Origin of the sequence: Kribbella sp. NPDC004875 (assembly GCF_042873375.1) — a bacterium.
GTDB lineage: Bacteria > Actinomycetota > Actinomycetes > Propionibacteriales > Kribbellaceae > Kribbella.
On the sequence record NZ_JBIALI010000008.1, the window covers coordinates 305,526 to 332,449 of the forward strand.

At 68.3% G+C, this 26,924-nt stretch carries 26 protein-coding genes; 11 read left to right on the forward strand and 15 right to left on the reverse strand.

Going from position 1 to position 26,924, the window contains the following annotated elements; all coding sequences use genetic code 11:
* Positions 1 to 20: 20 nt before the first annotated feature.
* The 4 genes from ACFYRH_RS37525 to ACFYRH_RS37540 all read right to left on the reverse strand — a co-directional run bounded on the left by ACFYRH_RS37525 (position 21) and on the right by ACFYRH_RS37540 (position 6,063).
* On the reverse strand, positions 21 to 2,297 hold the full coding sequence (locus tag ACFYRH_RS37525) for a glycoside hydrolase N-terminal domain-containing protein (RefSeq protein ID WP_387785018.1): 2,277 nt from the start codon (positions 2,295 to 2,297) through the stop codon (positions 21 to 23).
* Positions 2,298 to 2,422: 125 nt separating this feature from the next.
* The gene (locus tag ACFYRH_RS37530) at positions 2,423 to 4,084 is read right to left on the reverse strand and encodes an ABC transporter substrate-binding protein (RefSeq protein WP_387785019.1); all 1,662 of its coding nucleotides are present in this window, start codon (positions 4,082 to 4,084) and stop codon (positions 2,423 to 2,425) included.
* A gap of 30 nt (positions 4,085 to 4,114) precedes the next feature.
* Positions 4,115 to 5,065: a carbohydrate ABC transporter permease gene (locus ACFYRH_RS37535; protein WP_387785020.1), complete on the reverse strand. Its 951-nt coding sequence runs from the start codon at positions 5,063 to 5,065 to the stop codon at positions 4,115 to 4,117.
* A complete protein-coding gene (locus tag ACFYRH_RS37540; RefSeq protein ID WP_387785021.1) occupies positions 5,062 to 6,063 on the reverse strand; it encodes an ABC transporter permease in 1,002 nt (333 codons plus the stop codon). The genes ACFYRH_RS37535 and ACFYRH_RS37540 overlap by 4 nt, the downstream gene beginning before the upstream one ends.
* Before the next feature lie 789 nt (positions 6,064 to 6,852).
* Here ACFYRH_RS37540 and ACFYRH_RS37545 point away from each other — a divergent pair.
* Positions 6,853 to 8,130 (forward strand): MFS transporter, encoded by a 1,278-nt coding sequence (locus tag ACFYRH_RS37545; protein ID WP_387785022.1) that lies wholly within the window; start codon positions 6,853 to 6,855, stop codon positions 8,128 to 8,130.
* A gap of 54 nt (positions 8,131 to 8,184) precedes the next feature.
* Here the strand turns inward: ACFYRH_RS37545 and ACFYRH_RS37550 are convergent, their stop codons facing one another.
* Together ACFYRH_RS37550 and ACFYRH_RS37555 are read right to left on the reverse strand one after the other, a co-directional pair.
* Entirely contained in the window at positions 8,185 to 9,174 is a 990-nt protein-coding gene (locus ACFYRH_RS37550; protein WP_387785023.1) for a TerC/Alx family metal homeostasis membrane protein, read from the reverse strand.
* 292 nt (positions 9,175 to 9,466) lie between these two features.
* On the reverse strand, positions 9,467 to 10,072 hold the full coding sequence (locus tag ACFYRH_RS37555; RefSeq protein WP_387785024.1) for a DinB family protein: 606 nt from the start codon (positions 10,070 to 10,072) through the stop codon (positions 9,467 to 9,469).
* A gap of 29 nt (positions 10,073 to 10,101) precedes the next feature.
* Here ACFYRH_RS37555 and ACFYRH_RS37560 point away from each other — a divergent pair, with 29 nt between their 5' ends.
* The 5 genes from ACFYRH_RS37560 to ACFYRH_RS37580 all read left to right on the forward strand — a co-directional run bounded on the left by ACFYRH_RS37560 (position 10,102) and on the right by ACFYRH_RS37580 (position 14,161).
* Positions 10,102 to 10,650 carry a TetR/AcrR family transcriptional regulator gene (locus ACFYRH_RS37560; protein ID WP_387785025.1) on the forward strand — a complete coding sequence of 183 codons (549 nt, stop codon included), beginning with the start codon at positions 10,102 to 10,104 and terminating at the stop codon, positions 10,648 to 10,650.
* A complete protein-coding gene (locus tag ACFYRH_RS37565; RefSeq protein ID WP_387785027.1) occupies positions 10,647 to 12,185 on the forward strand; it encodes an MFS transporter in 1,539 nt (512 codons plus the stop codon). The genes ACFYRH_RS37560 and ACFYRH_RS37565 overlap by 4 nt, the downstream gene beginning before the upstream one ends.
* 297 nt (positions 12,186 to 12,482) lie before the next feature.
* Complete coding sequence (locus tag ACFYRH_RS37570; protein WP_387785029.1) at positions 12,483 to 12,719, forward strand: hypothetical protein; 237 nt, start codon at positions 12,483 to 12,485, stop codon at positions 12,717 to 12,719.
* A gap of 13 nt (positions 12,720 to 12,732) precedes the next feature.
* On the forward strand, positions 12,733 to 13,335 hold the full coding sequence (locus ACFYRH_RS37575; RefSeq protein ID WP_387785030.1) for a cell wall protein: 603 nt from the start codon (positions 12,733 to 12,735) through the stop codon (positions 13,333 to 13,335).
* A 1-nt stretch (position 13,336) separates the two neighbouring features.
* The gene (locus tag ACFYRH_RS37580) at positions 13,337 to 14,161 is read left to right on the forward strand and encodes a MauE/DoxX family redox-associated membrane protein (protein ID WP_387785031.1); all 825 of its coding nucleotides are present in this window, start codon (positions 13,337 to 13,339) and stop codon (positions 14,159 to 14,161) included.
* Between the two features lie 153 nt (positions 14,162 to 14,314).
* Here ACFYRH_RS37580 and ACFYRH_RS37585 read toward each other — a convergent pair whose 3' ends face one another.
* From ACFYRH_RS37585 to ACFYRH_RS37595, 3 genes are all read right to left on the reverse strand, one after another.
* The gene (locus ACFYRH_RS37585) at positions 14,315 to 15,172 is read right to left on the reverse strand and encodes a haloalkane dehalogenase (protein WP_387785033.1); all 858 of its coding nucleotides are present in this window, start codon (positions 15,170 to 15,172) and stop codon (positions 14,315 to 14,317) included.
* Positions 15,173 to 15,182: 10 nt separating this feature from the next.
* A complete protein-coding gene (locus ACFYRH_RS37590) occupies positions 15,183 to 15,617 on the reverse strand; it encodes a MarR family winged helix-turn-helix transcriptional regulator (protein ID WP_387785034.1) in 435 nt (144 codons plus the stop codon).
* An 89-nt stretch (positions 15,618 to 15,706) separates the two neighbouring features.
* Complete coding sequence (locus ACFYRH_RS37595; protein WP_387785035.1) at positions 15,707 to 16,144, reverse strand: NUDIX domain-containing protein; 438 nt, start codon at positions 16,142 to 16,144, stop codon at positions 15,707 to 15,709.
* A gap of 105 nt (positions 16,145 to 16,249) precedes the next feature.
* Here ACFYRH_RS37595 and ACFYRH_RS37600 point away from each other — a divergent pair, with 105 nt between their 5' ends.
* On the forward strand, positions 16,250 to 16,645 hold the full coding sequence (locus ACFYRH_RS37600) for a VOC family protein (RefSeq protein ID WP_387785037.1): 396 nt from the start codon (positions 16,250 to 16,252) through the stop codon (positions 16,643 to 16,645).
* Here ACFYRH_RS37600 and ACFYRH_RS37605 read toward each other — a convergent pair.
* Genes ACFYRH_RS37605 through ACFYRH_RS37615 form a run of 3 tightly spaced genes read right to left on the reverse strand, consistent with a single transcriptional unit; the run spans position 16,630 to position 18,579 of the window.
* Complete coding sequence (locus ACFYRH_RS37605) at positions 16,630 to 17,169, reverse strand: GNAT family N-acetyltransferase (protein ID WP_387785039.1); 540 nt, start codon at positions 17,167 to 17,169, stop codon at positions 16,630 to 16,632. The two genes, ACFYRH_RS37600 and ACFYRH_RS37605, sit on opposite strands and share 16 nt — an antisense overlap.
* Before the next feature lie 4 nt (positions 17,170 to 17,173).
* Entirely contained in the window at positions 17,174 to 18,040 is an 867-nt protein-coding gene (gene sigJ / locus ACFYRH_RS37610; protein WP_387785041.1) for an RNA polymerase sigma factor SigJ, read from the reverse strand.
* Positions 18,041 to 18,063: 23 nt separating this feature from the next.
* A complete protein-coding gene (locus ACFYRH_RS37615) occupies positions 18,064 to 18,579 on the reverse strand; it encodes a cupin domain-containing protein (protein WP_387785042.1) in 516 nt (171 codons plus the stop codon).
* A gap of 192 nt (positions 18,580 to 18,771) precedes the next feature.
* Between ACFYRH_RS37615 and ACFYRH_RS37620 the strand changes: the two genes are divergently transcribed.
* From ACFYRH_RS37620 to ACFYRH_RS37630, 3 genes are all read left to right on the forward strand, one after another.
* Entirely contained in the window at positions 18,772 to 19,239 is a 468-nt protein-coding gene (locus ACFYRH_RS37620; protein WP_387785044.1) for an iron chaperone, read from the forward strand.
* An 8-nt stretch (positions 19,240 to 19,247) separates the two neighbouring features.
* On the forward strand, positions 19,248 to 19,700 hold the full coding sequence (locus ACFYRH_RS37625) for an alpha/beta fold hydrolase (RefSeq protein WP_387785046.1): 453 nt from the start codon (positions 19,248 to 19,250) through the stop codon (positions 19,698 to 19,700).
* Between the two features lie 78 nt (positions 19,701 to 19,778).
* A complete protein-coding gene (locus tag ACFYRH_RS37630; RefSeq protein WP_387785048.1) occupies positions 19,779 to 22,892 on the forward strand; it encodes a BTAD domain-containing putative transcriptional regulator in 3,114 nt (1,037 codons plus the stop codon).
* On the opposite strand, the gene ACFYRH_RS37635 is transcribed toward ACFYRH_RS37630, so the two are convergent.
* Together ACFYRH_RS37635 and ACFYRH_RS37640 are read right to left on the reverse strand one after the other, a co-directional pair.
* A complete protein-coding gene (locus ACFYRH_RS37635) occupies positions 22,876 to 23,619 on the reverse strand; it encodes an ABC transporter permease (RefSeq protein WP_387785049.1) in 744 nt (247 codons plus the stop codon). The genes ACFYRH_RS37630 and ACFYRH_RS37635 overlap by 17 nt on opposite strands.
* On the reverse strand, positions 23,616 to 24,560 hold the full coding sequence (locus ACFYRH_RS37640) for an ATP-binding cassette domain-containing protein (protein WP_387785050.1): 945 nt from the start codon (positions 24,558 to 24,560) through the stop codon (positions 23,616 to 23,618). Before ACFYRH_RS37640 ends, ACFYRH_RS37635 begins: the two co-directional genes overlap by 4 nt.
* Positions 24,561 to 24,718: 158 nt before the next feature.
* Here ACFYRH_RS37640 and ACFYRH_RS37645 point away from each other — a divergent pair, with 158 nt between their 5' ends.
* On the forward strand, positions 24,719 to 25,390 hold the full coding sequence (locus ACFYRH_RS37645; RefSeq protein WP_387785051.1) for a DUF4097 domain-containing protein: 672 nt from the start codon (positions 24,719 to 24,721) through the stop codon (positions 25,388 to 25,390).
* Positions 25,391 to 25,428: 38 nt separating this feature from the next.
* Here ACFYRH_RS37645 and ACFYRH_RS37650 read toward each other — a convergent pair whose 3' ends face one another.
* Positions 25,429 to 26,892, reverse strand: a complete 1,464-nt coding sequence (locus ACFYRH_RS37650) for an MFS transporter (RefSeq protein ID WP_387785052.1) — start codon at positions 26,890 to 26,892, stop codon at positions 25,429 to 25,431.
* Between the last annotated feature and the right edge of the window lie 32 nt (positions 26,893 to 26,924).

A 26,924-nucleotide genomic window follows, 5' to 3' on the forward strand; every position in this document is an offset into this window, starting at 1 on the left:
TGACCCTACAACAACTTTGGTTAGGCAGGCCTAACCAGGTCCAGTTGCCGGCCGGGCGTGAGCTCGACGGTCCGCTCCCCGGACGGCAGCGCGATCCGGTACGTCCCCGCGACCGACGCCCGTACGGCGGCCTCCGTCACGACACCGTCACGCCAGGACACGTCGAACTCCAGCCCGCCACGGGCCCGCAACCCGCGGAACGAGCCGGCCGGCCATTCCGCCGGCAGCGCGGGGAGCACCCGGATCACGTCAGTGTGGCTTTGGAGGAGCAGCTCCGGGATGCACCCGGTGATCCCGAAGTTCGCGTCGATCTGGAAGATGTCGCCGTCGCGCGACATCAGGTTGTCCGACACCAGCCGGCTCAGGTAGTCCTGGATCACCGCGACCGCGCGCGAAGGCTCGAACAGCCGCGCCCACAACGCGACCAACCACGCGGCAGTCCACCCGCCGTTCACGGCGCCGTCGGTGCGCACTTCCAGCGATCGACGAGCAGCCGCGGCCAACTCCGGCGTACGGAACGGGTCGATCTCCGCGCCCGGGTACAGACCGTACAGATGCGACTGGTGACGATGGTGAATCTCGGACGGCTCCCAGTCCGTCGGCCACTCGTGCAGCCGCCCGTCCGAGGTCACGCGAATCTCCGGCAGCCGAGCTGCCGCCGTACGCTCGGCCAGCGACGACGAGAGCCCCAACACCCGCTCGGCCTCCGCCAGGTTCGCGAACAGCTCGCGGATCAACCAGATGTCGTACGTCGACGTGAGATCGACCGATGCCTCCTCGCCGGAAGGTAGTACGAAGTGATGCTCCGGCGCGGTTGACGGGATGAACTGCAGGACGCCGTCCTCGTCCGCCACCAGCATCGCCAGCACGAACTCGGCCGCACCCACGATCACCGGATAGGCCCGCTCCCGCAGGAAATCCGCGTCCAGCGTGAAGCGGTAGTGCTCCATCAGATGCGCCGTCAGCCACACCCCACACGTCGCACACATCGACCACACCGGATCGTCGCCGCCGTCACCGACCGGCCACGTCGCCATCCAGAGGTCCGAGTTGTGGTGCGAGACCCAGCCCGGTGCGTCGTACAGGATCCGTGCCGTCTCGGTGCCCGACTCGGCCAGGCCCTCGAGCAGGTCGGTCAGCGGTTCGAAGCATTCGCTCAACCCGGTCAGGTCGGCGAGCCAGTAGTTCATCTGGGTATTGATGTTGTTCGTCCAGTCGCTGGCCCACATCGGCCGGCGGTCCTGGTTCCAGATGCCCTGCAGGTTGGCCGCCTGCGTCCCCGAGCGGGAGGACGCGATCAACAGATAGCGACCGAGGTTGAACGCCAGCGCGACGAGATCCGGATCGTTGCCACCGGCAGCGACCGCCTTGATCCGCTCGCCGGTCGGAAGATCCACGGGTACGCCGAGTTCGAGCGTGGCGCGCCCGTACAACGAGGCGTGGTCCTCGATGTGCCGCTCACGAAGCTTGTCCACGGCAACCGCATCCAGGATCGCGACCGCCTCGCCGAGCGCCACCAGCGGGTCCCGGCCGGGCGGCACGGACCACCCGGCGAAGGTGCTCGCCGCCGCCAGCGTCACGGTGACCCGCGAAGCCCCGCGGACCGCGACACCGGCGGCGGACGTCGTGACCGACCCGCCGTCGGCGACCGCTCGGAGCGCGACACCGAAGCCGATGCCGTGTCCCTGTTCGTACCGAATCGGATCCGGACTCTCCCGGTACTCGATCGTCAGGCCGGACGGTGCGTGCCCGACGACCCCATAGATGCCATCGGCAACTTCTGTGCTGATCGGGTGCTGACTCTCCAGCCCGAGATCGAGGTCGATCGCACCGGGCCGGTCGGCAGTGATCGTCCACACCAGCACCTGGTCCGGCGCGGACACGAAGGTCTCGCGCCGGAACCGGGTGCCGTCCACTGTGTATTCCACACCGGCGATGCCGGTCGTCAGGTCGAGCCCGCGACGGTACGCCGTCGCCGTACCCGCCGACCGGATCACCAGATCCGCCAGCGGTTGGTACGACTCGACCAGCGGCCCCTGCAACGCCCGGGTCCGGTCGGTCGCCGCCAGCTGATCCCGGTCCGTCAGCAGCAACCGGCGTACGTCGGCCAGCACCGCCGGACCATCTGGCACGGTCAGCTGACGCGGACCGTCACCCGACCAGACGTCGTCGAGGTTGAGCGCGATCCGCTCGTCGGCGACCCGGCCGTACACCTTCGCGCCGAGGTGCCCGTTGCCCAGCGGCAACGCCTCGAACCAGTCCGGTGCCGGAGTGCGGAACCACAACTCGTCGGTCATGGGGCCTCCCGGCCTGGACTGAGGAGCGGAGGCAGCGCAGCGACTGGAGCGACGAGGGAAGGCCGGGAGTTACGGCCCCATGACCCGCCGCGCCGGAGGCGTGGCATCGGTACAGACATGGAGAGTTACTTGCTCCCGCTCTTGTACTTGTCGTAGGCCTGCTGGTTGATCTCCAGGTACCGCGGCATACCCGTGCTCTCCAGACCCTTCACGTACGCGTCCCACTCGGTGTCGATGTTCTTCGACCCGGTGATGAACGCCAACTGGTTCTGGTTCACGTAGGTGCTCAGGTTGGTCTGCAGCGTGGCGAGCTCACCGCTCAGGGCCGGGTCCGGCCAGACCGAGGTCTGCGGGAACCACTGCGCCTTGTCCTCGTGGCCCTCGTACTGCTTGGTGGCCTCGAACAGCCGCCGCTCCAGGCCGGCGCCGGTGTAGATGTCCTTCGGCACGACCTGCGCGTTCCGGTACGCCAGCGTGTTGTTGTACTGACCGAGAGCGCCCCAGCTGATGTTCTTCGGCGCGTCCTGCTTCGGCTTGTACAGCGGCTTGGTGTTCGCGTCCAGCGCGATGTCACCGGACGCGGGCTTGGTCCAGCCGACGTTCTCCGGGCCCATGTTGGTGATCATCTGGCCCTCGTCGCTGAAGATCCAGTCCAGCATCTTGATCGCCGCGACCTGGGCCTCCTTGCTGGCCTTGTTGGTCAGCATGAACGTGTACCCGGTCGAGGTCGGGTGGTTGTACCCGGTGTAGCTCTTGCCCTCCGGACCGGTCAGCGGCGGCACCGAGTCGTACTGCTTGTCCCGGCCGTCCTTCGAGTCCAGCTGGACGAAGATGCCCGGCCACAGCACCGGCACCGAGCCCAGTACGACGGCCTTCGGGTTGTTGCCCTGGGCCTGCAACGCCTGCGCGTTCTGGGTGAACGCCGCCTGGTCGATCAGCCCGTCCTTGTACAGGCCGTGGATGTACTTCAGGCCTTCCTTCCACGCCTCCGAGGTGACCGGCGTGACGACCTTGTCGCCGTTCAGCGTGATCAGCGACCGGACGCCGTTGTTCGCACCGACCGGGTCATAGGCGAACGCGTTCATCAGGTACGCGATCAGGCTGCTGTCCTGGACGTCGGTGGTCATCGGGATCTCGTCGGCCTTGCCGTTCCCGTTCGGGTCCTTGGTCTTGAACGCCTCGAGCACCTTGCGCAGGTCGTCGGTGGTCTTCGGCACCTGCAGGCCAAGCTTCTTCAGCCAGGTGCTGTTGATCCACAGCTTGTCCGGGTAGGTGCAGTGGAAGCAGTCCGCCCACTGCGGCAGCGCGTAGATGTGACCGTCGGGCGCGGTCGACATCTCCTTGTACTCCTTGTTGGAGTCCAGCGCCTTCTGGATGTTCGGCGCGTTCTCCTTGATCAGGTCCTCGAGCGGCACCGCGACGCCCTGCTGACCGAGTTTCAGCACCTCCGCCTGGGTGAACGCGTCCACCCACGGGATCAGGAAGAACAGGTCCGGATAGTCGCCACTGGCCAGCGAGATCTGCCGCTTCTCCTTGGCCGGACCCGCGTCGTACGTCGTGGTCTGCCAGCGGAACTGGATCTTGAACTTGTCGCTGATGATCTTGGTCACCTGGTTGGTGTCCATGTTCGTGCTCTGGTCGGACGGCGTGAAGGTGTCGATGACGACCTTGCCGTCGGCCGAGGTCTCGTTCGCCGCTCCCTTGGACGATTTGTCCGAGCTGCACGCCGCCAGGGCGAGCGCACCGGCGGCCGCCAGCGCGACGACCTTGCTCACGGATGAGCGCATTGCTGTGTTCCTCTCTGAAGTGGGCCGAGTTCAGCCCTTGACCGCGCCGACCATCACGCCCTTGGTGAAGTGGCGGGCGACGAACGGGTAGATGACCAGTACGGGCAGGCTCGAGATCACGATCAGCGCGTACTTGAGGACGTTGGCCAGCTGTTGCTGTTCGAGCTGCTGCGCCAGGCTCGTCGTGGTGGTGGACCCGGTGAGGGTGTTCAGGATCAGCACGTTCCGCAGCACGATCTGCAGCGGGTACAGACCCGGGTCCTTGAGGTAGATGAGGGCGTCGAAGTAGCTGTTCCACTGGAAGATCGCGTACATCAGCGCGATCACCGCGATCACCGGCTTGGACAACGGCAGCACGATCGACCACAGGAACCGCAGGTCGCTCGCACCGTCGATGGTCGCGGCCTCGTAGAGCTCGTCCGGGATCGTCGAGCGGAAGAACGTCCGCGCGATGATCACCTGCCAGACCCCGATCGCGCTCGGGATCACCATCGCCCAGCGGGTGTTCAGCATCCCCAGGTCCTGGACCACCAGGTAGGTCGGGATCAGGCCGCCGGAGAACAGCATCGTGAAGATCAGGACGCTCATGATCACGTTCCGGCCGAAGAACGTCCGGCGCGACAACGGGTACGCGATCGCGATCGTCAGCGTGACGCTGATCAGGGTCCCGCCGATCGCGTAGATGAACGAGTTCAGGTAGCCCTTCATGATCAGCGGATCGCTGAAGGCCTCTTTGTACGCGCGGACACTCGGCTCGATCGGCCAGAGCAGCACCCGTCCGGCGCTCACCGCGGACGGGCTGCTGAACGAGTTCGCGACGATGTAGATCAGTGGGACGGCGACCACGATCAGCGCCAGCCAGAGCATGATCTTCACGCCGACGAGGAAGATCTTGTCGGCCCGCGTCTCCTCGATCGTCGTGCGCTGCGACTCGTGCCGGCGCGCCGACGTACGCCGGAATCCTTGCAACGTGATGCTCATGACCAGAGTCCGTTTCCGGTGATGCGCTTGGCGGCGAAGTTCACGCCCAGCAGCAGGAAGAGGTTGATCACCGAGTTGAAGAGCCCGATAGCGGTCGCCATGCTGAAGTCGGCGTTCAGCAGACCGGTCTTGTAGACGTAGGTGGCGATGATCTCGGACTGCGCGGTGTTCAGCGGGTTCTGCAGCAGGAACGCCTTCTCGAACCCGATCGACATGATGTTGCCGACGCCGAGCACCAAGATGATCACCGCGGTCGGCATGATGCCGGGCAGGTCGACGTGCCGGATCCGCTGCAGCCGGCTGGCGCCGTCGATCCGCGCCGACTCGTGCAGCGCCGGGTCGATCCCGGCCAGCGCGGCGAGATAGATCACCGCGGAGTACCCGGTGGTCTGCCAGACGTCGGACCAGACGTAGATGTGCCGGAAGTAGTCCGGCCGGCCGAGAAAGTCGATCTGCGGTACGCCGAACAGCCCGATCGCGTCGTTGACGAACCCGAGCCGCGGCGACAGCACCAGGATCGTCATCGACACCACGACCACGGTGGAGATGAAGTACGGCGCGTACGTCACCAGCTGGACGATCTTCTTGAACCGCCCGTTCCGGATCTCGTTCAGCGCGATCGCCAGGATGATCGGGATCGGGAAGCTCGCCAGCACGGTGTAGACCGACAACAGGAAGGTGTTCTTCACCAGGGTCCAGAACACCGGGTTGGCGAAGAACAGCTCGAAGTTGCGGAACCCGACCCACTCACTGCCCCACGGGCCCTTGACCGGGCTGTAGTTCTTGAACGCGATCACCGCGTTCGCGATCGGGATGTACTTGAAGATCACGAAGTACGCGAGCGGCACGACGACCAGCAGGTAGAGCTGCCAGTGCCGTCGCAGACTGCGCCGGGCCTGGGTCCGGCGACTCGTTCGCGGTGGTTTCCGGACGGCCTTGTCCGCCGCCCGCGGCGCCGGTGCCGACGGCGCTTGTTTCACCTCGAAGGTTGCGCTCACTCCGCATCCTTTCCCTCACGCGCTGGAGTGGAACCGATATCCGATAGGATCTCGGGTTTCGCTATCCCGGAGAATGACACAGATCCCAGGACAGCGGAAGAGTTACCGGGCCGGTCGATACCGGACGGTGACCGAGACGCCCAGATCCCTTGCAGACAAGGGTTTTCCGGAGTTGCCAAGAGCAACTAAAGGCTCTGCGAACGCCGAATGATCCGATGGCGAACCACCGGATCCGGGCATACCTCGACCAAGCCCGGAGTCGCTCTGAGCCACCGGCACCGGACCGATCCACAATTTATTTCTGCCGTTAACTATATGGCAGTCAACCCGCCCACAACGCCTCATGTCAAGACCTGAACCCGGCCGGGCGAATCACGTGACGGCCCCCGAACGCCCGCCGTACGACACCGGCCCGGCAACCTTCGCCGGCACCCACCCAGGCCCCGTCAGATGCTCCAGCACCCGCGTCTCGAACGGTCGGCGTCGCAGATCGCGCGGACCGGAGGCGGTGTGGGTCAGAGAAGAACCTGACCCGACCATCACGGGGGAACGGCCGGGCCAGGCATTCTCGATACTACCCCTGATCAGCAAGGACAGGGGTGTAATTCGGGGGCGGACGCGCCGGGGTCTCACCTAGTCTGAGCGCCATGCGAACTCGCTCCTGAATGCGCACCCCGCGGCACCGGCACCGCCGTGCACCGGCCCGTGCGCCACGTCAAGCGTTTGACCGCGCTCGTACACCTGGTCACGCTTCGTCATGCCCGCACACCCTTTCGGGAGCACCCCACGATGCCTGCCTTCCGGTCCGCCGAGCCCGTCCGGACGTACTACGTCTACAACGCGGCCTGGTCGTACCTCTTCGCCCTGTCCTTCACGCTCAGCGCGGTGTACTACGTCCGCGACGCCGGCCTGAACCCGCTCCAGATGGTCCTGGTCGGGACCACGCTCGAGCTCGCCTGCTTCGTGTTCGAGATCCCGACGGGGATCGTCGCCGACCTGTACAGCCGCCGGCTGTCCATCGTGATCGGCTTCGTGCTGATCGGTGCCGGGCTCCTGCTCCAGGGGCTGGCGCCGGCGTTCGCCGCGATCCTCGCCGCCCAGGTGCTGTGGGGTGTCGGATTCACGTTCACCTCCGGCGCCGACCAGGCCTGGATCACCGACGAGATCGGCACCGAACGGGCCGGCCCCGTCTTCGTCCGGGCGCAGCAGTTCGAGCTCGGCGGGACGATCGCCGGAACGGTCACGGCCGGCGCTCTCGGCCTGATCAGCCTGCCGCTGCCGATGGTGCTGTCGGGCGCCGGCATGATCGTGCTCGGACTGCTGCTCGCGGTGTTCATGCGCGAGCAGAACTTCCACCGGACACCGCGCGAGGAGCGCGAGACGTTCCGGCACCTCGCCGAGACGTTCCGGAGCGGTCTCGACGCGGCCCGGCGGCGACCGGTGGTCCGTAGCCTGGTGATCATCAGCCTGATCGCCGGCCTGTCGAGCGAGGCATTCGACCGGCTGTGGTCGGTGAAGATCCTGACCTTCTCGTTCCCGACCGTGTTCGGCACGTCGGACCCGGCGTTCTGGTTCACCGTCCTGGCGCTGGCAGGCACGATCCTCTCGCTCGCCACGTCGGTCGTGCTCAACCGGTTCTCCCCCGAGCGGCTGCAGGCGACCCATCCGACCGGGATCCTCGCCGCGCTCGCGCTCGTGCAGGTGGTCGGGGTGATCACGTTCGCGCTCGTCGGCAACCTCTGGCTCGCCCTGGCGGCGATGTGGCTGCGGACCATCGGCGACACGCTCACACACCCGATCCAGTCCGCCTGGCTGAACCGCCACGTCGACTCCCGCTCGCGGGCGACGGTGATCTCGATGGTGTCCCAGGCGAACGCGATCGGTCAGGTCGCCGGCGGCCTGCCTCTGGGCGCACTCGGCCGTACGTCGCTGCGCGGCGCGCTGCTCGCGTCCGGCCTGATCCTGACCCCGATCCCCGCGCTGTTCCTGCGCCTCACGTCCGCGCGCGCGGCGAGGGCGGACCGCCAGCACTCACCAACCGCGTCCGGCGTCGACTCGACCGACTAGGCGCAGCCTCAGCCGCGGCGGATCGGCGGGGTTGGTGAGTGGTGCAGGTCCGGGTCAGTCGTCGACCTCGACCCGGACCTCGGCGCGGCGGTTGTCGTACGACGACTTGATCAGGCTCGCGACCGTGGTGACGAACAGCGTGCCGATGATGAATCCGAGCGAGGTCAGGATCCCGATGTGCGGCAGGTGGATCGCGCCGATGTCGTCGATGTGCGAGCCGTGCAGTGCCTCGATGATCAGCTTCACGCCGATGAAGGCGAGGATCACCGACAGGCCGACGTTCAGGTAGACGATCCGCTCCAGCAGACCGCCGATCAGGAAGTACAGCTGACGCAGGCCCATCAGCGCGAACGCGTTCGCGGTCAGCACGATGTAGGCGTCCTGGGTGAGCCCGAAGATCGCCGGGATCGAGTCGAGGGCGAAGATCACGTTCGCCATCCCGATCGCGGAGATCACGATCACCAGCGGGGTCAGCATCCGTTTCCCGTTGTCCCCGCGCGTCGTCAGGTTGGCGCCGTCGTAGTCGTGCGAGAGCGGCAGCAGCTTGCGGAGCCCGCGCAGTACGGCGTTCTCCTGGAAGTCGGCCTCGTCGTTGTCGCCCTCCAGCGCCAGCCGGATCGCGGTGTACACGAGAAACGCGCCGAAGATGTAGAACACCCAGCTCGCCGCCGAGATCGCCGCCGCGCCGGCCAGGATGAAGATCGCCCGGAGCAGCATCGAGACCACGATGCCGATGTACAGCACCTTGTCCTGGGCCAGGCTCGGCACCGCGAACCGCGCCATGATGATCACGAACACGAAGAGGTTGTCGACGCTCAGGCTGTACTCCGTGATGTAGCCGGCGACGAACTCGCTGCCCGACTGTCCCGGGCTGAACAGGAACAGCCCGAGCGCGAACAGCCCGGCCAGGCCGACGTAGAACAGCACCCAGCGGGTCGCGTCCTTGATCGTCACGGTGTGGTTCCGGCGTGCGATGACGACCAGGTCGAACGCCACGATCGCGAGCAACCCGACGATCGTCAGCACCCAGACAACGGGTGGCATGACTGAGACCATGACGAACCTCCGGACGTCGGCGTACCGCTAGCGTGGTCCGGAGGTCTCTCCCACCCGATCGGTCTTTCGACCGGATTGGGCCGGCAGCACCGGTTCGGCCGTCCAGGCCTCCCGTGATGACGACACTGCCGTGTCGGACCCGCGCCGCTGGGGCGGGGTCCGAGAGGAATACTCCCCTCCTCAAACGCGCCAAGTGTATCCGGTGCCGATCGATACCACCGTTCAGCAGGTCACATCCCGGAGCGTTCTCCAGATCGTATACCGCATACTGCCTTCACGGCTAGCCCGCAGTCGCGCGCAGACGGTTGTGGAGATAAAGGTCGCGGAGCAGGCAGATTTCCGCGCCATGATGAACGATCTCGACGTTGCAGTACAGGATCTTCTTCGCCATCGGCGCGTCGGCGAACGCGGGCGGATACCCCTGCGGTTCGCCGAGTCCCGCCGTACCGAGCCGGCGGACGCCGTCGACGAAGGCGGCGTACTCGGTGTCGAACTGCTGCAGCGCCTCCCCCGCGGTCCCGGCATACCGGTAGTTGTCGATGATCGTCTCCTCACCCCCGAAGTACCGCCCGTTCAACGCAGCCAGCCCGCCGGTCAGATGAGCCATCCGCCAGGCGATCGTCGTCACCGGCTCCGGGTCGTGCGGCGGTTCGGCGTAATCCATCGTGAAGTCGCCCGACCCGAAGGAGATCGGCGCCGCACTCTCGCCGCACCGACTGAGCGTCCAGCACCCGGGCACCGGCTGCCAGAAGTACTCGTCGTCGGTCAGCCCCTCCAACCGCGGACGGAGGCGCTCCCGCCAGTGCGTGTCGAGTTGGTCGGCCACCTCTGCGCCCCAGTCCACGTCCATCCGCAGGCCGTAGCTGTCGCGAAGATCATGAGACATGAGTGTCTCAAGTGAGGTATAGTTGACTCATGGCTGTTGATCGAGATCAGGTACTGCGCTCCGCCGCGAGCCTGCTGATGCGCAAGGCGACCGCGACCATGGACGAGGTCGCACGGTCCGCCGGCATCAGCCGCGCCACGCTGAACCGGCAGTTCGCCGGGCGGGACGCGCTGGTGCGCGCGCTCGAAGGGCTCGCGATCACCGAGTGTGAGGACGCGCTGACCCAGGCCGCGATCGACGACGGACCGGTCACCGACGCCGTACGGCGCCTGGTGCGCGCGCTCGAGCCCGCCGCCGGACTGCTCGCGTTCCTGTACTCCGAGAACCAGCTCTTCGAGGGCGACGAGCAGAACGAGGGCTGGGCCCGGATCGACGCCCGCCTCGTCGCACTGTTCCGCCGCGGCCAGGAAACCGGCGAGTTCCGGATCGACCTCAGCCCGGTCTGGCTCACCGAGGCGCTGTACGGCCTGCTGGTCTCCGGCGCCTGGGCGGTCGTCGAGGGCCGGGTCGCCCGCAACGACTTCACACCGAATATCGCCGAGCTGCTGCTCGGCGGCGCTGTCCGGAGAAACGAATGACGCAACAACTCTCACCCAAGCTTTCCTCTGGAGCCGACACGCTGTCGCGCTCAGGGCGCTGGATGGCGCTCTCGGTGCTCGTGCTCGCCGTGCTCCTGGTCGCCGTGGACGCGACCGTGCTCGGCCTGGCGACGCCGTTCCTGACCGAGGATCTGCAACCGTCGGGCACCCAACTGCTGTGGATCGGCGACGCGTACTCGTTCGTGCTCGCCGGACTGCTCGTCTCGATGGGCAGCCTCGGCGACCGGATCGGCCGCAAGCGCATCCTGCTGATCGGCGCGACGGCGTTCGGCGCCCTGTCCGTGCTGAACGCGTACGCCGGCTCGGCGGAGCTGATGATCGTCGCTCGCGCCCTGCTCGGTGTCGCGGGCGCGACGCTGATGCCCGCCACGCTCGCCCTGATCCGCAACCTGTTCATCGACGCTCGCGAGCGCAGTTTCGCGATCGGCATCTGGGGCGCCGCCGCCTCGGCGGGGATGGCCGTCGGACCGATCGTCGGCGGGGTCCTGCTGGAGCATTTCTGGTGGGGTTCGGTGTTCCTCATCAATCTGCCGGTGATGGCTGTCCTGGTCGTCATCGGCGCCAACCTGCTGCCCGAATCGCGGAATCCCGAGCCGGGACCGTGGGACCTGATCAGTGTCGTGCTGTCGATGGCCGGAATGATCGGCGTCGTCTATGCGATCAAGGAATTCGCGGCGCACGGATTTGCCTGGACCCCGGTCGGTTCCGCGCTGATCGGCCTGCTCGCGTTGTACGGATTTGTCCGGCGTCAGCGCCGGTTGCCGATTCCGCTGCTGGATCTGCGATTGTTCCGCAGCCGTGGATTCAGCAGTGCGGTGCTGGCCGATCTGCTGACCATTCTCGGACTGTCGGGTCTGATTTTCTTCCTCTCGCAGTACCTGCAGCTCGTGCGGGATTTGCGGCCGATCGAGGCCGGGCTCGCGGAGCTGCCGGCCGCGATCGGATCGGTGGTCGCCGGTCTGCTCGCCGGCCGCGCGGCCCGGCGCTTCTCGGTGCGTGCTGTCGTGGCCGGTGGCCTGGCAGCGATCGGGCTGGCGCTCGCCTCGCTGACGACAATCAGTCACACGACCGGGTACCCCTTGCTCGGTACGGCGTTGCTCGTGGTCGGCGCCGGTGCCGGGTTCTCGTTCACCGTTACGTCCGACGTGATCCTCGCCGCCGTACCGAAGGAGGAGGCGGGCGCCGCGGGCGCGGTGTCCGAGACGGCGTACGAGCTCGGTACGGCGCTCGGGATCGCGCTGCTGGGATCGATTGTCACCGGCATCTACCGCAACTTCCCGAGCCCGGCGGGCACGCCCGAGGCCGCGCACGAGTCGCTGGGCGGAGCGGTCGAGGCCGCCGCACACCTTCCGCCGGGTGCCGCGGCTGCCCTGCTCGACGCTGCCCGGCAGTCGTTCGCGGCCGGTGTGGCGACCGCTGCGGGGGTCGGCGCTGTGGTCCTGCTGGCCACCGCGGTCGCCGCCTGGTTCCTGCTCCGCGGCCAAACGCTGGGCACCGGACAAGCGACCGACTGAGGCGCATCGCAGGCAAAAAGTTTCCGTTTCTTTGCTAACCACTGGGAGATAGCGCCGAATCGGAGTACAAAGAACTTCTGTAGGTCTTGTCCGCCCCTAGGCCTAGGAGGATTTGTCATGGCCGGATTCAACGGCGCAGCATCATGGTTCTGTTGCGGAAACGCGTGGGGACCCTGTGGGAGCGCGGGCCACGGCGCCTGCGGAACCTGTAACTCGGGAAGTCTCCAGCACGCCTGGCCGAACACGTCCGACGCGTGTTACGCCATTACCCGTCCGGACTCGTGCGGGTTCACCGGGATGTCCCGGCGGACCTGCGGTTACCGGCACGCCATCACCAATTTGTGCACCGGAAAGCGGGTCACGTCGTCGATCGCGGACTGCGGTCCGCAGACCGACCTGTTCTGCGGGCAGCGCGGCTGCTGCGGCGGGACCTGCGCGACCAACCGGCTCGTCGACCTCACCCCGGCCGCGTTCACCGCGATCGGCGGGAATCTCGACGCCGGCCTGCTCCCTGCCAACATCAACGTCGGATGAGGGGGGAACCGAGATGACCACCACCATGGATCGCCGCTCGCTCCTCACCCGCGCCGCCCTCGGCGCGACCGGGCTGGTCGCCGCCAGTGCCATGGGTTCACTCGCCCCGGAGGCCGCGTTCGCCACCAGCGCGCAGTCCTTCGAAGCGGGCCAGCCGGACCCGAACTTCGCCGAAGGCCTGGTCACCGGCCGGAACCAGGATCTCCTGCAGGTACAGGGCTCCGACGGCCGGCTGCACCGGATCCAGTTGACCAATGCGACCAGTGTCTGGAAGGTCCGTCCGACCACGATCGACCAGGCCAAGATCGGCGACGGCCTGTATGCCCGCGGCGTACTGCTCCCGACCGGGATCCTGGCCGCGGAAGCGGTCTGGGTGAACATCGTCAACCTGACCGTCGCGATCACGTCGCTCAGCCGTACCTCCATGCAGCTCGATCACCACGGCCAGAAGGTCGTCGGGCACGTCCAGCCGGGTACCACCGCGGCGGCGTACAACGGCACGCCGGCGGTGTCCGACCTGTCGATGCTCAAGGTCGGGCGGCACGCGCAGGTGATCGGCGCCTGGCGACCGGGCACCAACGAGATCGACGTCGCGACCATCTACACGTCGAACTGACATGGGTAGCGCACAGATAGCGGCCGCACAGCCGCTCCTGATCGGGCTGCTCCTGCTCTGGTCGTCGTACGGCAAGTTCGCCGATCCGAAGCAGGCTGAGCGTACGGCGCTACCGCGCCTGGTCGGCGAGGCGCGCGCGATCACGGCGTACCGGACCGTCGCCGGGGTCGAGGCTTTGGTTGCCTTGGCCCTCCTGCTGCCACCGGTGTGGACCGTCGAGGCGATCGCCGCGGTGGTCCTCGCGGCGGGCTTCACCGGCTTCCTGATCTACTCGAAGGTCGTCGTCCCCGAAGCCTCGTGCGGCTGCATGAAGGCGTCGGCGAAACCCGTCGGCGGTCGGGCGGTCGCGCGTGCGGTGTTGCTACTGGCAACCGCCGTACTCGCGACGACCGCGTCGACCGGGTGGTGGTCGGCGGGCGCCGGCGTGCTGGTGCTCGTTGCCGAGGCGGTGGCGTTCGCCGTGTTGTCCGCCGAGCTCGACCAGTACTGGTTGCTACCGATCCGCCGCTTCCGGATCCGTCTCAGTCACCCGTACGCCGGTACGGCGTCCAGCACCGCTCCACTCGCCGCGACCCAGCAACGGGTGATGCTCAGCCCGGCGTACCGCGCGGTCGACGGGCTGCTGCGTTCGGGGATCCACGACTACTGGGACGACGAGGACTGGCGTTTCGTGAGTTACAGCGCCAGGTACGACGGCCGCCAGGCGACCGCCGTCTTCGCCGTACCGCACCACGACGACAGCCCGGAGTCCATCCGGGTCGCCGTCGTCGACGAGGAATCGGGGGCAACAGTCTACCGTCCGACGATGCTCGCCACCTCGGGCTGAATCTGCACGCCATCACCATCGCCCCTCAGCCGCTCCCGTCACGCGCAGCGCGACGGGAGCGGTCACGTTGTGATGGCCCACAGGTCCGCGCTGTTCACAGCCGACACGACGACCTGATCGTGCGCCTGAAGTTCTCCTGATCCTGCCTGGCGATCAGCGGAGCTCGAGGCGGTCGAGCCAGCCGGAGATCTCGGTCGCGATCTCCTTCGGCCGGTCCTCGGCCGCGTGGTGGCCGGCCGGGCCGAGGTGCGCGACCTCCAGCGCGGCGAAGGCGGCCGCGCACCACGCCTCGAGCTCCGGCCCGATCAGCAACGTCGGCGACCCTTCGAAGGTGAGCAACAACTTGGGTACGTCGGGACTCGCAGCGAGCCACGCGTCGTACGCCTCGATGCGCGCCACCAGCTCGGCCGGATCGCCACCGAGCGGCAACTGCCGCGCCCAGGCAAGGACCGGCTTGCGGGACTCGGGGGTCGGGTAGGGCGCGAGGTACGTCTGCAGGTCTTCGTCGGCGACGGGAGTCAGGACGCCGCCGGTGAAGGCCTGCCGGACGAAAAGGTTCTGTTCCAGGACCATCTCCTCGCCGCGTCCCGGCGTACGGATCAGGCGGGAGCGGTCGGCGGCCTGTGGCGAGAGGTCCTCCCAGGCCATCGGCTTCACGATGGTCTCGAAGAACGCCAGGCCGCGGACGCGTTCAGGGTGTCGCGTGGCCCAGTCGAAGGCGAGAGCGCCACCCCAGTCGTGACCGACGAGGATCACGTCACCGAGATCGAGGGCGTCGAACCAGGCGTCCAGGTAACGGGCGTGGTCGGCGAAGGTGTAGTCGAGATCGGGTTTGCCGGAGCGGCCCATGCCGATCAGGTCGGGGGCGAGCAGCCGGCCGCCGCCGACGTACGGCAGGACGTTCCGCCAGACGTGCGAGGAGGCGGGGTTGCCGTGCAGGAAGACGATCGGCGTACCTGAACCGGTGTCTTCGTAGTGGATCGTGGAGTCGAGGATGTCGATCTCGGGCATGCGGAGTACCTCACAGTGGGGTGTTGAGAAGGTCGGTGAGATCGCGGACGAAATCCTTTGTCCGCGATCCGCGGGGCCCGCCGAGCGGCGCCAGCAGTTTGTCGAGCAGGGCGGCGACGTCCCCGATCGCGGGCTCGATCGTGTCGCGGCCCTTCGCGGTCAGCTCCAGTCGCATCGTGCGGGTGTCGACGGCGTCGCGGGTCCGCTGGATCAGGCCGTCCGCGTCCAGGCTGCGGGCCAGCTTGGAGACGTACAGCGCCTCCAGACCGGTGTGATCGGCCAGCTCCCGCTGACTCGGCGCCTGCCCGTCACGCTCCAGCCCGTACAGGGAAGCCAGCATCACGTACTGCGCGTGCGTCAGCCCCCGCGGCTCCAGCGCCCGATCGACCGCCACCCGCCACTTCATCGACAACCGCCACACCAAATGCCCAGGAGTCGCACTCATGAAAAATACTGTACATGGCTACTATGTACATGGCTACTACCTCACCTGAACTGCTCGCACTCGCTGCCGTCAGCGGCGGCTCATCGGGATCATCGGGGGCGGCCGAAGTCGGCGTACGTCGGGATTCCGGTGGTGAGGGAGTGCTGGGCCAGGGACAGGCGGCGGGTCATGGAGGGGCGTAGGCGGGAGGCCGCGGCGTCGAGGGAAAGGAAGTGGTGGGCGCGGACCTCGGTCGGGTCGAGGGTGAGTGGCGCGTCGTCGAGGACGCCGCCGTCGAAGACGAACGCGAGCGAGTCGGACCACGGGCCGTGCGCGGGAACCCAGTCGACGACCAGCAGCCGGCCGATCGCGAGGTCGAGCCCGATCTCCTCCTGGACCTCGCGCCGACAGGCGTCGTACGGCGACTCGTTCGGCTCGACGATGCCGCCCGGGATGTCGAGGGTCGGTTTGTAGGTGGGCTCGAGAAAGAGAATCCGACCGCCCCGATCGCGGATCAGCGCCCCGCCGGCGGCAGTCTTTCGCGGCATCCGAGCAGCGATCCCCGGATTGAACTCCTTCTCCGGAGCACCTTCAGCCGCAAGATCATCCTGTCGGTTCACCCCTCTAGTGTCGTCCACCAAGGAGGTACTGCGATGTTACGAGGACGATCCACGAAGGGGCACTGGTTCGGGACGGTGATCGACGCGCCGGACCCGCAGGCGCTCGGGCTCTTCTACCACGAGGTGCTCGGCTGGGAGATCACCAAGAACGAGCCCAACGAGTTCACCCTCGGCGTGCCGGGCAATTCCGAGACGTATCTGACGTTCCAGCCGCAGACGTCCGCGCCCTGGGCCCGTCCGGTCTGGCCGGCGGCTGAAGGCCACCAGCAGATGATGATGCATCTCGACATCGAGGTCGGCGACCTCGAAGCAGCCGTCGAACACGCCATCGAGCTCGGCGCCACCCTCGCCGGCTTCCAGCCACAGGCCGACGTCCGAGTCCTCCTGGACCCAGCCGGCCACCCGTTCTGTCTCTACACCGACGGCTGAGTGAGGGTTCGGGTCATCCAGACGGCGTCGCCACGTTCTGGGTCCTTGTCGACCCGGCCGCTGTTCTCGAAGCCGAGTTTCCCGAGGACGCGGAACGACGGCGCGTTCCACTCCCGAACGGTTGCCCACAACCGCTTCCGCCCGGTTCGCGCCGCCGCGTCGACCACGGCGCGACCCGCCTCGGTCGCGTACCCGTGCCCGTGCGCCCGGCGCGCCAACTCGTACGCGATCTCCGGCTCGTCGTACGTCGCCTGCCCGACCGTCAGCCCGCAGTACCCGAGGAACTCCCCCGTGGACCGCAGCTCGATCACCAGCAGCCCGAGCCCGGGATCGGAGCCGAGTGGGTTCGCGACCTGCCGCGCGCGGAACTCGTCCACCGTCGGGTGCCCGTCGGCGTCGATCCGGCGCAGTGCGCGGTGGTCGCGCTCGAGCCACAACCCGCGCTGCGCCTCGGCGTCCGACACCCGCCAGCACCGCAGCTCGAGACGTTCGGTGGACAGCTCGCTCGGGAAGTCGTCGTACACGTCGTCAACCTAGTTGACCGCGCAGGTGAGCGAGCTTGTCGGGGTTGAGTACGGCGCGGATCGTGGTGATCGCTCCGTCGTGGATCTCCGGGACGAGTACGCCGGTGAGTTCGCCGGACTCGTGGACGAGGATCGCCGGAGCGTTGTTGACCTCGGCAACGGACAGCCGGGCGGTCAGCGCGCGCGGGCCGGCCGCCAGGCCGGCCAGGTACTGCGCGGCGCTGGAGCGGCCGAAGATCGGTTCGCGGGCCGCGATCGCCTTGCCGCCGCCGTCCGCCCAGATCGCGGCGTCCTCGTGCAGGATCGCCTCCAGGCCCTCCACGTCCCCGTCGACGGCGGCCGCGATGAACCGCTCCACCAGTCTGGTGCCGTCGATGGGCTCCGCCGCGAACCGCCGATGCGCCTCGCCGACCCGGGCGAGCGCGCGGTGGTACAGCTGCCGCGCGTTCCCCTCGTCAACACCGAGCACCTCGGCGCTGTCCCGATGCGAGTAGCCGAACGCCTCCCGCAGTACGAAGACCGCGCGCTCCGGCGGGGTGAGCTTCTCGAGCAGCACCAGGAAGCCCATCGACACCGAGTCCTTCAGCTCCACGGCGTCCTGCGGGTCGTTGCCGGTGGCAATCGGCTCCGGGAGCCACGGGCCGACGTACCGCTCGCGGCGGGCGCGGGCCGACGTCAGCCGGTTGATGCACAGGTTGGTGACGACCGTGGTCAGCCAGGCGGCCGGTGTCTGCACCGGGTCGTGCCCGGACCGCCACCGCAGGTACGCGTCCTGGACCACGTCCTCCGCCTCGGTCGCCTCACCGAGCATCCGGTACGCGACCGCGAACATTCGGGTTCGCTGCTGCTCGAACTCGGCAACGTCGTCCACCACCCCGATTGTGCCCGCCGCCATCAGAGCTCGGGCAGCGGGACCATCTGCTTCCGCTCCCCCACCCGTACGGCGAGTTCCGCCCGCCAGACCGGGTTGTCGACGAAGTGGTTGTCGAACCGCTCCGCCGTCGCCAGTACCTCGGCCGGTGCGGCGGCACCGCGGCGGATCCGGTCACCGAGCCGGAAGTACTCGAAGCGGTTGTTGCCGGGCGCCTTCACGATCAGCACGTCCGCGCCGGTGTCCATCGGCGTACCCCAGGCGTGGTGCATGAGCGGCGGGACCAGCAGGTAGTCGCCCTTGCCGACGGTCAGCACCTGGTCGCCGGCGAGGATCCGGAGCGCGCCGTCGAGCAGGTAGAACATCTCCGGCGACTCCTTGTGGAAGTGCGGCGGCGGGCCGTCGACGCCGGGGCCGAGCGTCGTCCGGACGACGTTCATGATCCCGTCGGTGTGCTCGGCGTCGGCGAGCAACCAGGTCTGGTTCGGCGCCTCGCCGAGCCGTTCGGCGTCGGCGCCGCGGGTCAGGACCGATTCCATGTCTGCCTCCTTGGTGTCGACCCCCTGACCGGGCAGCACCCTCACTTCGTGACGTGACCGTCGTCACATCGCAGGGTGTCCGCGGTATCGATCAGTTTTCGAGAAGCGGGCGGCTCGGTGTGGCTCCTAATGTTTGGGGTGTTCAGGGCAGACCGACACAGACAGCCGCAGACAGACCGAGAGGACCCTCCGATGGCCACCACGAAGAAGACCGCCGCCACGAAGACCGCTGCGAAGAAGACCACCGCGAAGAAGGCGTCGTACGACGGTTTCACCGACGCCGAGCGGGACGCGATGAAGGAGCACGCGAAGGAGCTGAAGAGCACCGACGACCCGGCGGACGTGCAGGCGGCGAAGATCGCGTCGATGGCGGATCCGGACCGGGTGATGGCGGAGCGGCTGAACGAGCTGATCCCGCAGATCGCGCCGGAGCTGACGCCGAAGACCTGGTACGGGATGCCGGGCTGGGCGAAGGACGGGAAGATCGTCTGCTACTTCCAGGACGCGGCCAAGTTCAAGGCGCCGTACGCCACGTTCGGGTTCAACCCGCCGGCCAACCTGACCGACGGCGATTTCTGGCCGGTCGCGTTCGCCCTCCTCGACCTCACTCCGGCGGTCGAGAAGCAGATCATCGCCCTGGTGAAGAAGGCCGTGAGCTGACCGCGCTCGTGACTGACCGAGTACTCCGCGCGTTCGACGCGCTCGCCGGCGGTGGGGTCACCAGACAGGAACTCGACCGCGGCGGGCGGAAGCTCCGGTGGATCGAAGGCGGCAGCGGTACGCCGGTGGTTCTCGAGGCCGGCGCGATGTCGCCGGTGGCCGGCTTCGCGGCGGTGTTCCAGGGCCTGGTCCGCGATCATCGCGTGATCGCCTACGACCGGGCCGGGTACGGCATGAGCGATCCGGCTCCGCTCACGCTGGATCTCCAAGTCGGCGACTTGGTCGCCGTACTGGAGGAGGTCGGACCGGCGGCGGTTGTAGGGCACAGCTGGGGCGGCCCGCGGAGTTCACGCCGTTGGTGCTCGCGGTGCAGGGTCAGGTGGCCACCGAAAGTGGTGGGCGGCATCAGGTGGTGCCGGATTCGGGGCACTATCTGCACATCGACCGGCCCGACCTGGTGATTGCCTGCGTTGGCGAAGTCTGCGGGTGAAGCGGGCCGCTCCCGTGCGCGTGGCAAAATCTGGCGGGTGCAGATTGGGATGCTGGGGCCATTCGAGGTTCGTGCGGACGACGGCAGCATCGTTGACGTACCGGGCGCGCGGTTGCGCGGGTTGCTGATCGCGCTCGCGCTCGAAGCTGGTCGCGTGGTCCCGAAGGCCACGCTGGTCGACTGGATCTGGGGCGAGCAGCCGCCCGCTGACGCCGCGAACGCCCTGCAACGGCTGGTCTCGCGGCTCCGGAAGGTGCTCCCCGAAGGCTCCGTTGAGGGCCACACGGACGGTTACCGGCTGCGCGTGGATCCCGACGCGGTGGACGCCGTACGGTTCGAGAGCCTGTTGACCCGCGCCCGCACCGACCAGGACCCGCAGAGCGTCCGGCTGCTGCGTGAGGCGCTCGCGTTGTGGCGGGGTCCGGCGATGCAGGACGTCGGCCTGACCGAGAGCGGCGCGTTCGACGCGGCGGTGACCCGGCTCGACGGGCTCCGGCTGGCCGCCATGGAGGACCGGTACGACGCCGAGATCACCCTCGGCCACGGCGCGGACGTCGTCACCGAACTGACCGACCTGGTCGCCGCGCACCCGGTTCGGGAACGTCTCGTGGCCGCCCTGATGCGCGCCCTGGTCGCTTCCGGCCGGGACACCGAGGCGCTCCGGGTCTACGAGCGCACGCGGGAGACGCTCGCCGACGAGCTGGGCGTCGACCCGTCGCCCGAACTCTCCGCGCTGCATGTCGCCCTGCTCCGCGGCGAGCTGTCCCGCAAGGAGGAGAAGCGCAACACCAACCTCCGCGAGGAACTCACGACGTACGTCGGGAAGGACGCGGACGTTGCCGCCGTTCGCGACCTGATCGCCGGACACCGGCTGACGACCCTGATCGGCCCGGGCGGCTCGGGAAAGACGAGACTCTCCGCGGAGACCGCGCGAACCCTGCTCGGCGATCTGCCGGACGGCGCGTGGATGGTCGAGCTCGCGGCGATCGGCCCGGACGGCGACGTGGCGCAGGCGACGCTCGGTGCCCTGGCGCTGCGGGACGCGCTGCTCGGCGACATCCCGGACGCGGATCAGACCGATCGGGTGATCGCCGCGATCCGGGAGCGGGCGATGCTGCTGATCCTGGACAACTGCGAGCACGTGATCGAGTCGGCGGCGACCTTCGCGCACCGGGTGCTCGGCGAGTGCAAGCGGGTACGCATCCTCGCGACCAGCCGGGAGCCGCTCGGCATCACCGGCGAGGCGCTGTGGCCGGTCGCACCACTCGCGCTGCCCGCGGAGTCAGCCGACTCCAACGAGATCGGGGCATCGCCTGCCGTCCGTCTGCTGCAGGACCGGGCCAGCGCGGTCGGCAAGGACATGTCGGCGGACCTGCAGACGATCGCGCGGATCTGCCGGGCGCTCGACGGCATGCCGCTGGCGATCGAGCTGGCCGCGGCCAGGCTGCGCACCATGTCGCTGGAACAGCTCGCCACCCGGCTCGACGACCGCTTCCGCATCCTGACCGGCGGCAGCCGTACGGCGCTCCCCCGGCACCGCACGCTGCGCGCTGTCGTCGACTGGAGCTGGGAGCTGCTTTCGGACGCCGAGAAGTCGGTACTGCGCAGGCTCGCGGTGTTCGCCGGTGGCGCGAGCCTCGAAGCAGCCGAACAGGTCTGCGCCGGTGGTGAGGTCGAGTCCTGGGAGGTACTCGACCTGCTGACCTCGCTGACCGAGAAGTCGCTGGTCGTCACCAAGGACGACGCGCGCTACCGGTTGCTCGGGACGATCAAGGAGTACGCCGAGCAGCGGCTCGCGGAAGCGGGCGAGTCCGAGCTGACCCGGCGTACCCACCTCGCGTACTTCACCGAGTTGGTCGAGACGGCGGACCCGCATCTGCGGCGCGTCGAGCAGCTGGAGTGGCTGGCGAAGCTCGAAGCGGAGCACGACAACATCGCCGCGGCGATGCGCGGGGCGCTCGCGGCCGGCGAGGCCGAAGGGTCGATGCGGCTCGCCGCGGCCGCCGGGTGGTACTGGTGGTTCGCGGGACACAAGGTCGAAGGCAACGACTTCTTGATGGCCGCACCAACGGTTCCGGGCGAGGTGCCGGACGAGACGCTGGCCGTCGTGTACGCGTTCGTCACCGGGTTCATGACGTCGGGGCGCGGGCGCGACCAGTACAACGCGGAGGAGTGGATCCGGAAGGCCGCCGAGATCAGCCGCCGGATCGACGACCTGCACCCCGCCGTGACGATGTCGTCCGCGCTGGAACGCCTGCTGGACGGACCGTCCGCGTTCGTCACCGCGTTCGAGCCGCTGCTGGACGCCGACGATCCGTGGGTACGGGCGTTGGCGCGGTTGCAGGTCGGCAAGATGCGGATCATGCTCGGCGACGGCGACGAGGAAGCGGACGACCTGCTCGCCACGGCGCTGTCCGAGTTCCGCGCGATCGGCGAACGCTGGGGTATCTCGTTCGCGCTCACCGAGCTGGCCGACCGGCTCGCGGTCCGAGGCGATTTCGCCGCCGCGTGCGAGTACTACGAGCAGGCGATCGCGGTCGCCGAGGAGGTCGGAGCCACCGAGGACGTCGTACGGATGCGGTCGCGGCAGGCGCAGCTGTACTACCTGGTGGGTGACCAGGACGCCAGCGCCACGGCGTTGACCGAGGCGCAGCGGCGCGCGGAGCGGGTCGCCTGGCCGGAGGCGCTCGTCGAACTGGCGCTGAGCAAGGCCGAACTCGCACGCTGGCGAGGCGACAACGCGGAATCGCGCCGGCAACTCGACGCCGCCACGGCCATGCTGGGCCACGAGGCCGAGAACGCCAACCTGCGCACGACGATCGAGGACCTCCTCGGTTATCTGGCCGAGGATCTCGACGAAGTCTGGCAGCACCGGAGCGCGGCGGTGCAGGCAGCGACCGAAGGAGGGCATGTCCCCGGCATCGCGCAGGTGCTGGTCGGCATCGCGGACCTGGCGTTGCGGACCGATCAGGACGAGCAGGCCGCGCGCTTGCTGGCTGCGAGCGCCGCCGTACGGGGACTGCCGGACAAGTCCAATCCGGACCTGAGCCGGATCGAGGACGAAACGCGTCGCCGCCTCGGTGACACGAGGTTCACCGAGGCGACGGACGAGGGACGAACGGCCGGCTGGCAGGAACTGGTCGCGGTCACGCTCGCTTCTTGAACGTCGAGGTCGCCCAGATGTAGCCGACCACGGCGATCCCGACCAGCCAGGCCAGCGCGGCGACCAGGTCACCGGTGGCGGCCGATCCGTTGAGCAGCCCGCGCAGGCTCTCGATGATCGGCGTGAACGGCTGGTACTCCGCGAACTGCTTCACGCCCGGACCCATCTTGTCCGCCGGCACGATCGCGCTGCTGAAGAACGGCAGCATCACCAGCGGAACGGAGGCCAGACCGGCGGTCTCCGGCGTCTTCGCCGACAGCCCGAGGGCGACGGTCAGCCAGCCACAGGCGAGCCCGAGCAGGACGACGAGACCGATCACCCCGAGCCACTCGGTGAAGCTCGCCGACGGGTTGAACCCGAGCGCGAACGCGACACCGATGATCGCCGCGATCGCGATCAGGTTGGTCAGCAGGCTGGCGATCACGTGCCCGGTGAGGACCGCACCACGCGGTACGTCCATCACCTTGAAGCGGTTGATGATGCCCTTGGTCATGTCGGAGTTCACCGAGGTCGCCACCGAGCCGAGGCCGTAGCAGACCGCGAGGAGGAGCATGCCGGGCGTCGCGTAGTCGACGTACGGGACACCGACGCTGAAGGCGTCGCCGAGCATGTAGACGAACATCAGCATCACCACGACCGGCATCAGGACGGCATTGAAGACCGAGGTGGGGTTGCGGGCGATGTGCTTGAAGTTGCGGCGCAGCATCACCATCGAGGGATTCTTCATTGCGCGACTACCTCCGCGGTGTCAGTGGTGCCGTGGCCCGTGAGGGTCAGGAAAACGTCATCGAGATCAGGGGTGTGCACGGAGAACTCCTCGGCCTCGAGGGAGGCCTCGTCGAGCCGGTCGAGCAACGCACGGACCGACTTGGTGCCGGCGTCGCTGGGGACACGCAGGGACAGCGCGTCGTCGTCCTTGGTGGCGTTGGGGAACAACCGCGCAGCCTCGTCGAGGTCCGCGGCGGAGCCGAACCGGAACCGGACGTGTGTGCCGGGGATCAGCCGTTTCAGCTCGTCCGGGGCGCCGTGGGCAACCAACCGGCCCTTGTCCAGGACGGCGATCTGGTCGGCCAGCTCGTCGGCCTCGTCGAGGTACTGCGTGGTGAGGAAGATCGTCACGCCGCCGGCCACCAGTTCGCGGACGATCGTCCACATCGTGCGCCGGCTGCGCGGGTCCAGACCCGTGGTCGGCTCGTCGAGGAAGATGATCCGCGGGTCGCCGACCAGCGTCATCGCCAGGTCGAGCTTGCGGCGCATGCCGCCGGAGTACGTCGACGCCGCCTTGTCCGCCGCCTCGACCAGATCGAAACGCTCCAGCAGCTCGGCGACGGCCCCCTTACTCGCGGCCGGGGTCAGGTCGACCATCAGCTGCAGGTTCTCGCGGCCGGTGAGCAGCTCGTCGACGGCCGCGAACTGACCGGTGACCCCGATCGCCGAGCGGACCGCCTTGGCCTGGGTCGCGATGTCGTGCCCGGCCACCTGGACCGTGCCGCCGTCCGCCTTCGTCAGCGTGGTGAGCACGTTGACGGTCGTCGTCTTGCCGGCCCCGTTCGGGCCGAGCAGTGAGAAGACGGTGCCCGCGGGGACCTCGAGGTCGATTCCGTCGAGCACGGTCTTGTCGCCGAATGCCTTGCGCAGTCCGTGGACCGCGATCGCCGAAGTTGTCATGGGAACACTGTCGGCAGCAGCCCTGACACGCACCTGACACGCCGCCTACACGGTGTCAGGCGATGTCAGGGGTGGTGTCCGGACCGCGTGGCGGTGCGGTGTCAGGGCGTCGTACCAGAGTTGGCGGCATCAACCAGACGCACCGTCAGGAGCACACGATGTCCACCTTCAGCACCCCCGCACCGATCTCCGCGACCATCGACATCATCTTCGGCAACATCACCGTCCGGGCCGCCGAGCGCGCCGACACGGTCGTCGCCATCCGCCCGACCGACCCGGCCTGGGACCTGGACGTGAAGGCCGCCGAGCAGGTCGTCGTCGAGTTCACCGACGGGAAACTGCAGGTCAGGCACCCGAAGCTGCGGTCGATCTTCAGCAAGCGGTACGGCTCGGTCGAGATCGAGATCGACCTGCCGACCGGGTCGGACCTCCAGGGCTACACCGCCAAGGGCGAGTACGTCGTCACCGGCGAGGCCGGCGCCTGTGAGCTGAAGACCGCGAACGGCGACATCCGCGTCGACCGGGTCGGCACGCTCCGGGCCAAGTCGGCCACCGGCAACATCTCGGTACAGGCGGCAGTCGCCGAGGTGCACGCGCGGACCGCGAACGGCGACATCCGGGTCGGCACCTTCGGCACCGGCACCGTGGACGTCTACACCGCCACCGGCGAGGTCACCCTCGGCGTCCCCGAAGGCACCGCCACCGCCCTCGACGCCCACACCTCGATCGGCCGCGTCTTCAACACCGTCGAGCCCCCGGCCGCCCCCACCCACACCGTCGCCGTCCGCGCCCGCACCCACGGCGGCAACATCACCCTCACCCCCGCGTGACGCGGGGGAGCTCCGGGCTCCCGGGTGCACCGGCATCATCACGACGACGGCCGGCTCCGGAGAATCAGGGCTGCAACAGCCACGCTCAGGATCAGGCAGACGGCGCTGATGCCGAGCTGTGTCACCTGCCAGGACCAGGTGAAGGCATCCAGTTCAGCTGCTGCCTGTTCGCTGAGGCGGCCGGAGCTGACGGCTGCCGCCTGGGTACGGCCGGCGTCGAGCTTCGTACCGAGCAGGCCGAGAAGGGAGGCGCTGAAACCCGCGATGACCAGGGCTTCCGCGGCACCGCGGAGAGTGTTGAGAAAGCCTGCCGCCGTCCCCACGGCCGCGGCCGGCACCAGGCTCATCGCCTGCCCATCGGTGATGCCGAACGATGCGCCCATGCCGATGCCGATCAGGAGCAGCGGCACCGCCACGACAGCGACGGTGTTGCCGGGCCGCAACACGGTCAGCGACAAGTTGCCGCAGACAACTGATGCCAGCGCGATCAGGATCACTGTACGGGCCGGGATCCCCCTGTTCACCAGGCCGACAGCGATCATCGGTACCAAGAGGACCGGCGCGGTCAGGAGCAGCATCGCCAGGCCCGCGGCAGCTGGACTCAGACCGGCGGCGGCCTGGAGGTAGGTCGGCAGGAACACCAGGACCCCGAGGAACCCGATCGAGGTCGTCAACGTGGCGAGGCTCCACCCCAGGAAGCGGCGGTTCGCCATCAACGCGGGAGCCAGGACCGGCGACTTGCTGCGCCGCTGGACGATCGCGAAGGCCGACAGCGCCAGCAGGGCGACGACGAAGGCGGAGACGATCCGGGGCGATCCCCAGCCGGCGCCGGGTGCTTCGAGGACGGCGTACATCAGGACCGACAACGCCGCGACGAACAGCAGACTGCCGAGCCAGTCGGTGGAGCCATCGGGCGAGCGCGACTCGTGCCCGCGGATCGCGGTGCCTGCGATGAGCAGGCCGGCGGCCGCGAAGACGGCGAAGCTGCCGCGCCAGCCGACGGCCGTGACCAGCAGACCGGACAGCGTCGGCCCGATCGCGATCCCGACGCCGGCCATGGTGCCCATCAGAGCGAAGGCACGATGACGCGCGACGCCTTCGTACGCCGAGGCGAGCAGCGCTCCGCCCGCAGCCATGATGCCCGCACCCCCCGCGCCCGAGACGATCCGTGCCGCATCGACCACCACGATGGACCGGCCGACCGCGGTGAGCAGGAAGCCGACCGCGAAGACGGTCGCGGCGACGACGAACACCCGGCGGCGACCGATCCGGTCCGCGGCCGACCCCGCCACCAGGGTCATCGCGGCGAAGGCCAGGTTGTAGCCCGCGACCACCCAGTTCAACGGCGATCCCGCGGTGCCTAGATCGTTCCCGATACTCGAAAGGGCCACCGCTGTGCCGGAAATCGACATCGCGACCAGCACGACGCCGGCCAGCACCACACACAGGGTCAGCGCCGCGGCTCTGACGGTCGGACCGGGGCTCGTAGTCGTTGTGCTCATGGCGCCAGCTCAATGCCTCAACCTGGGTTGAG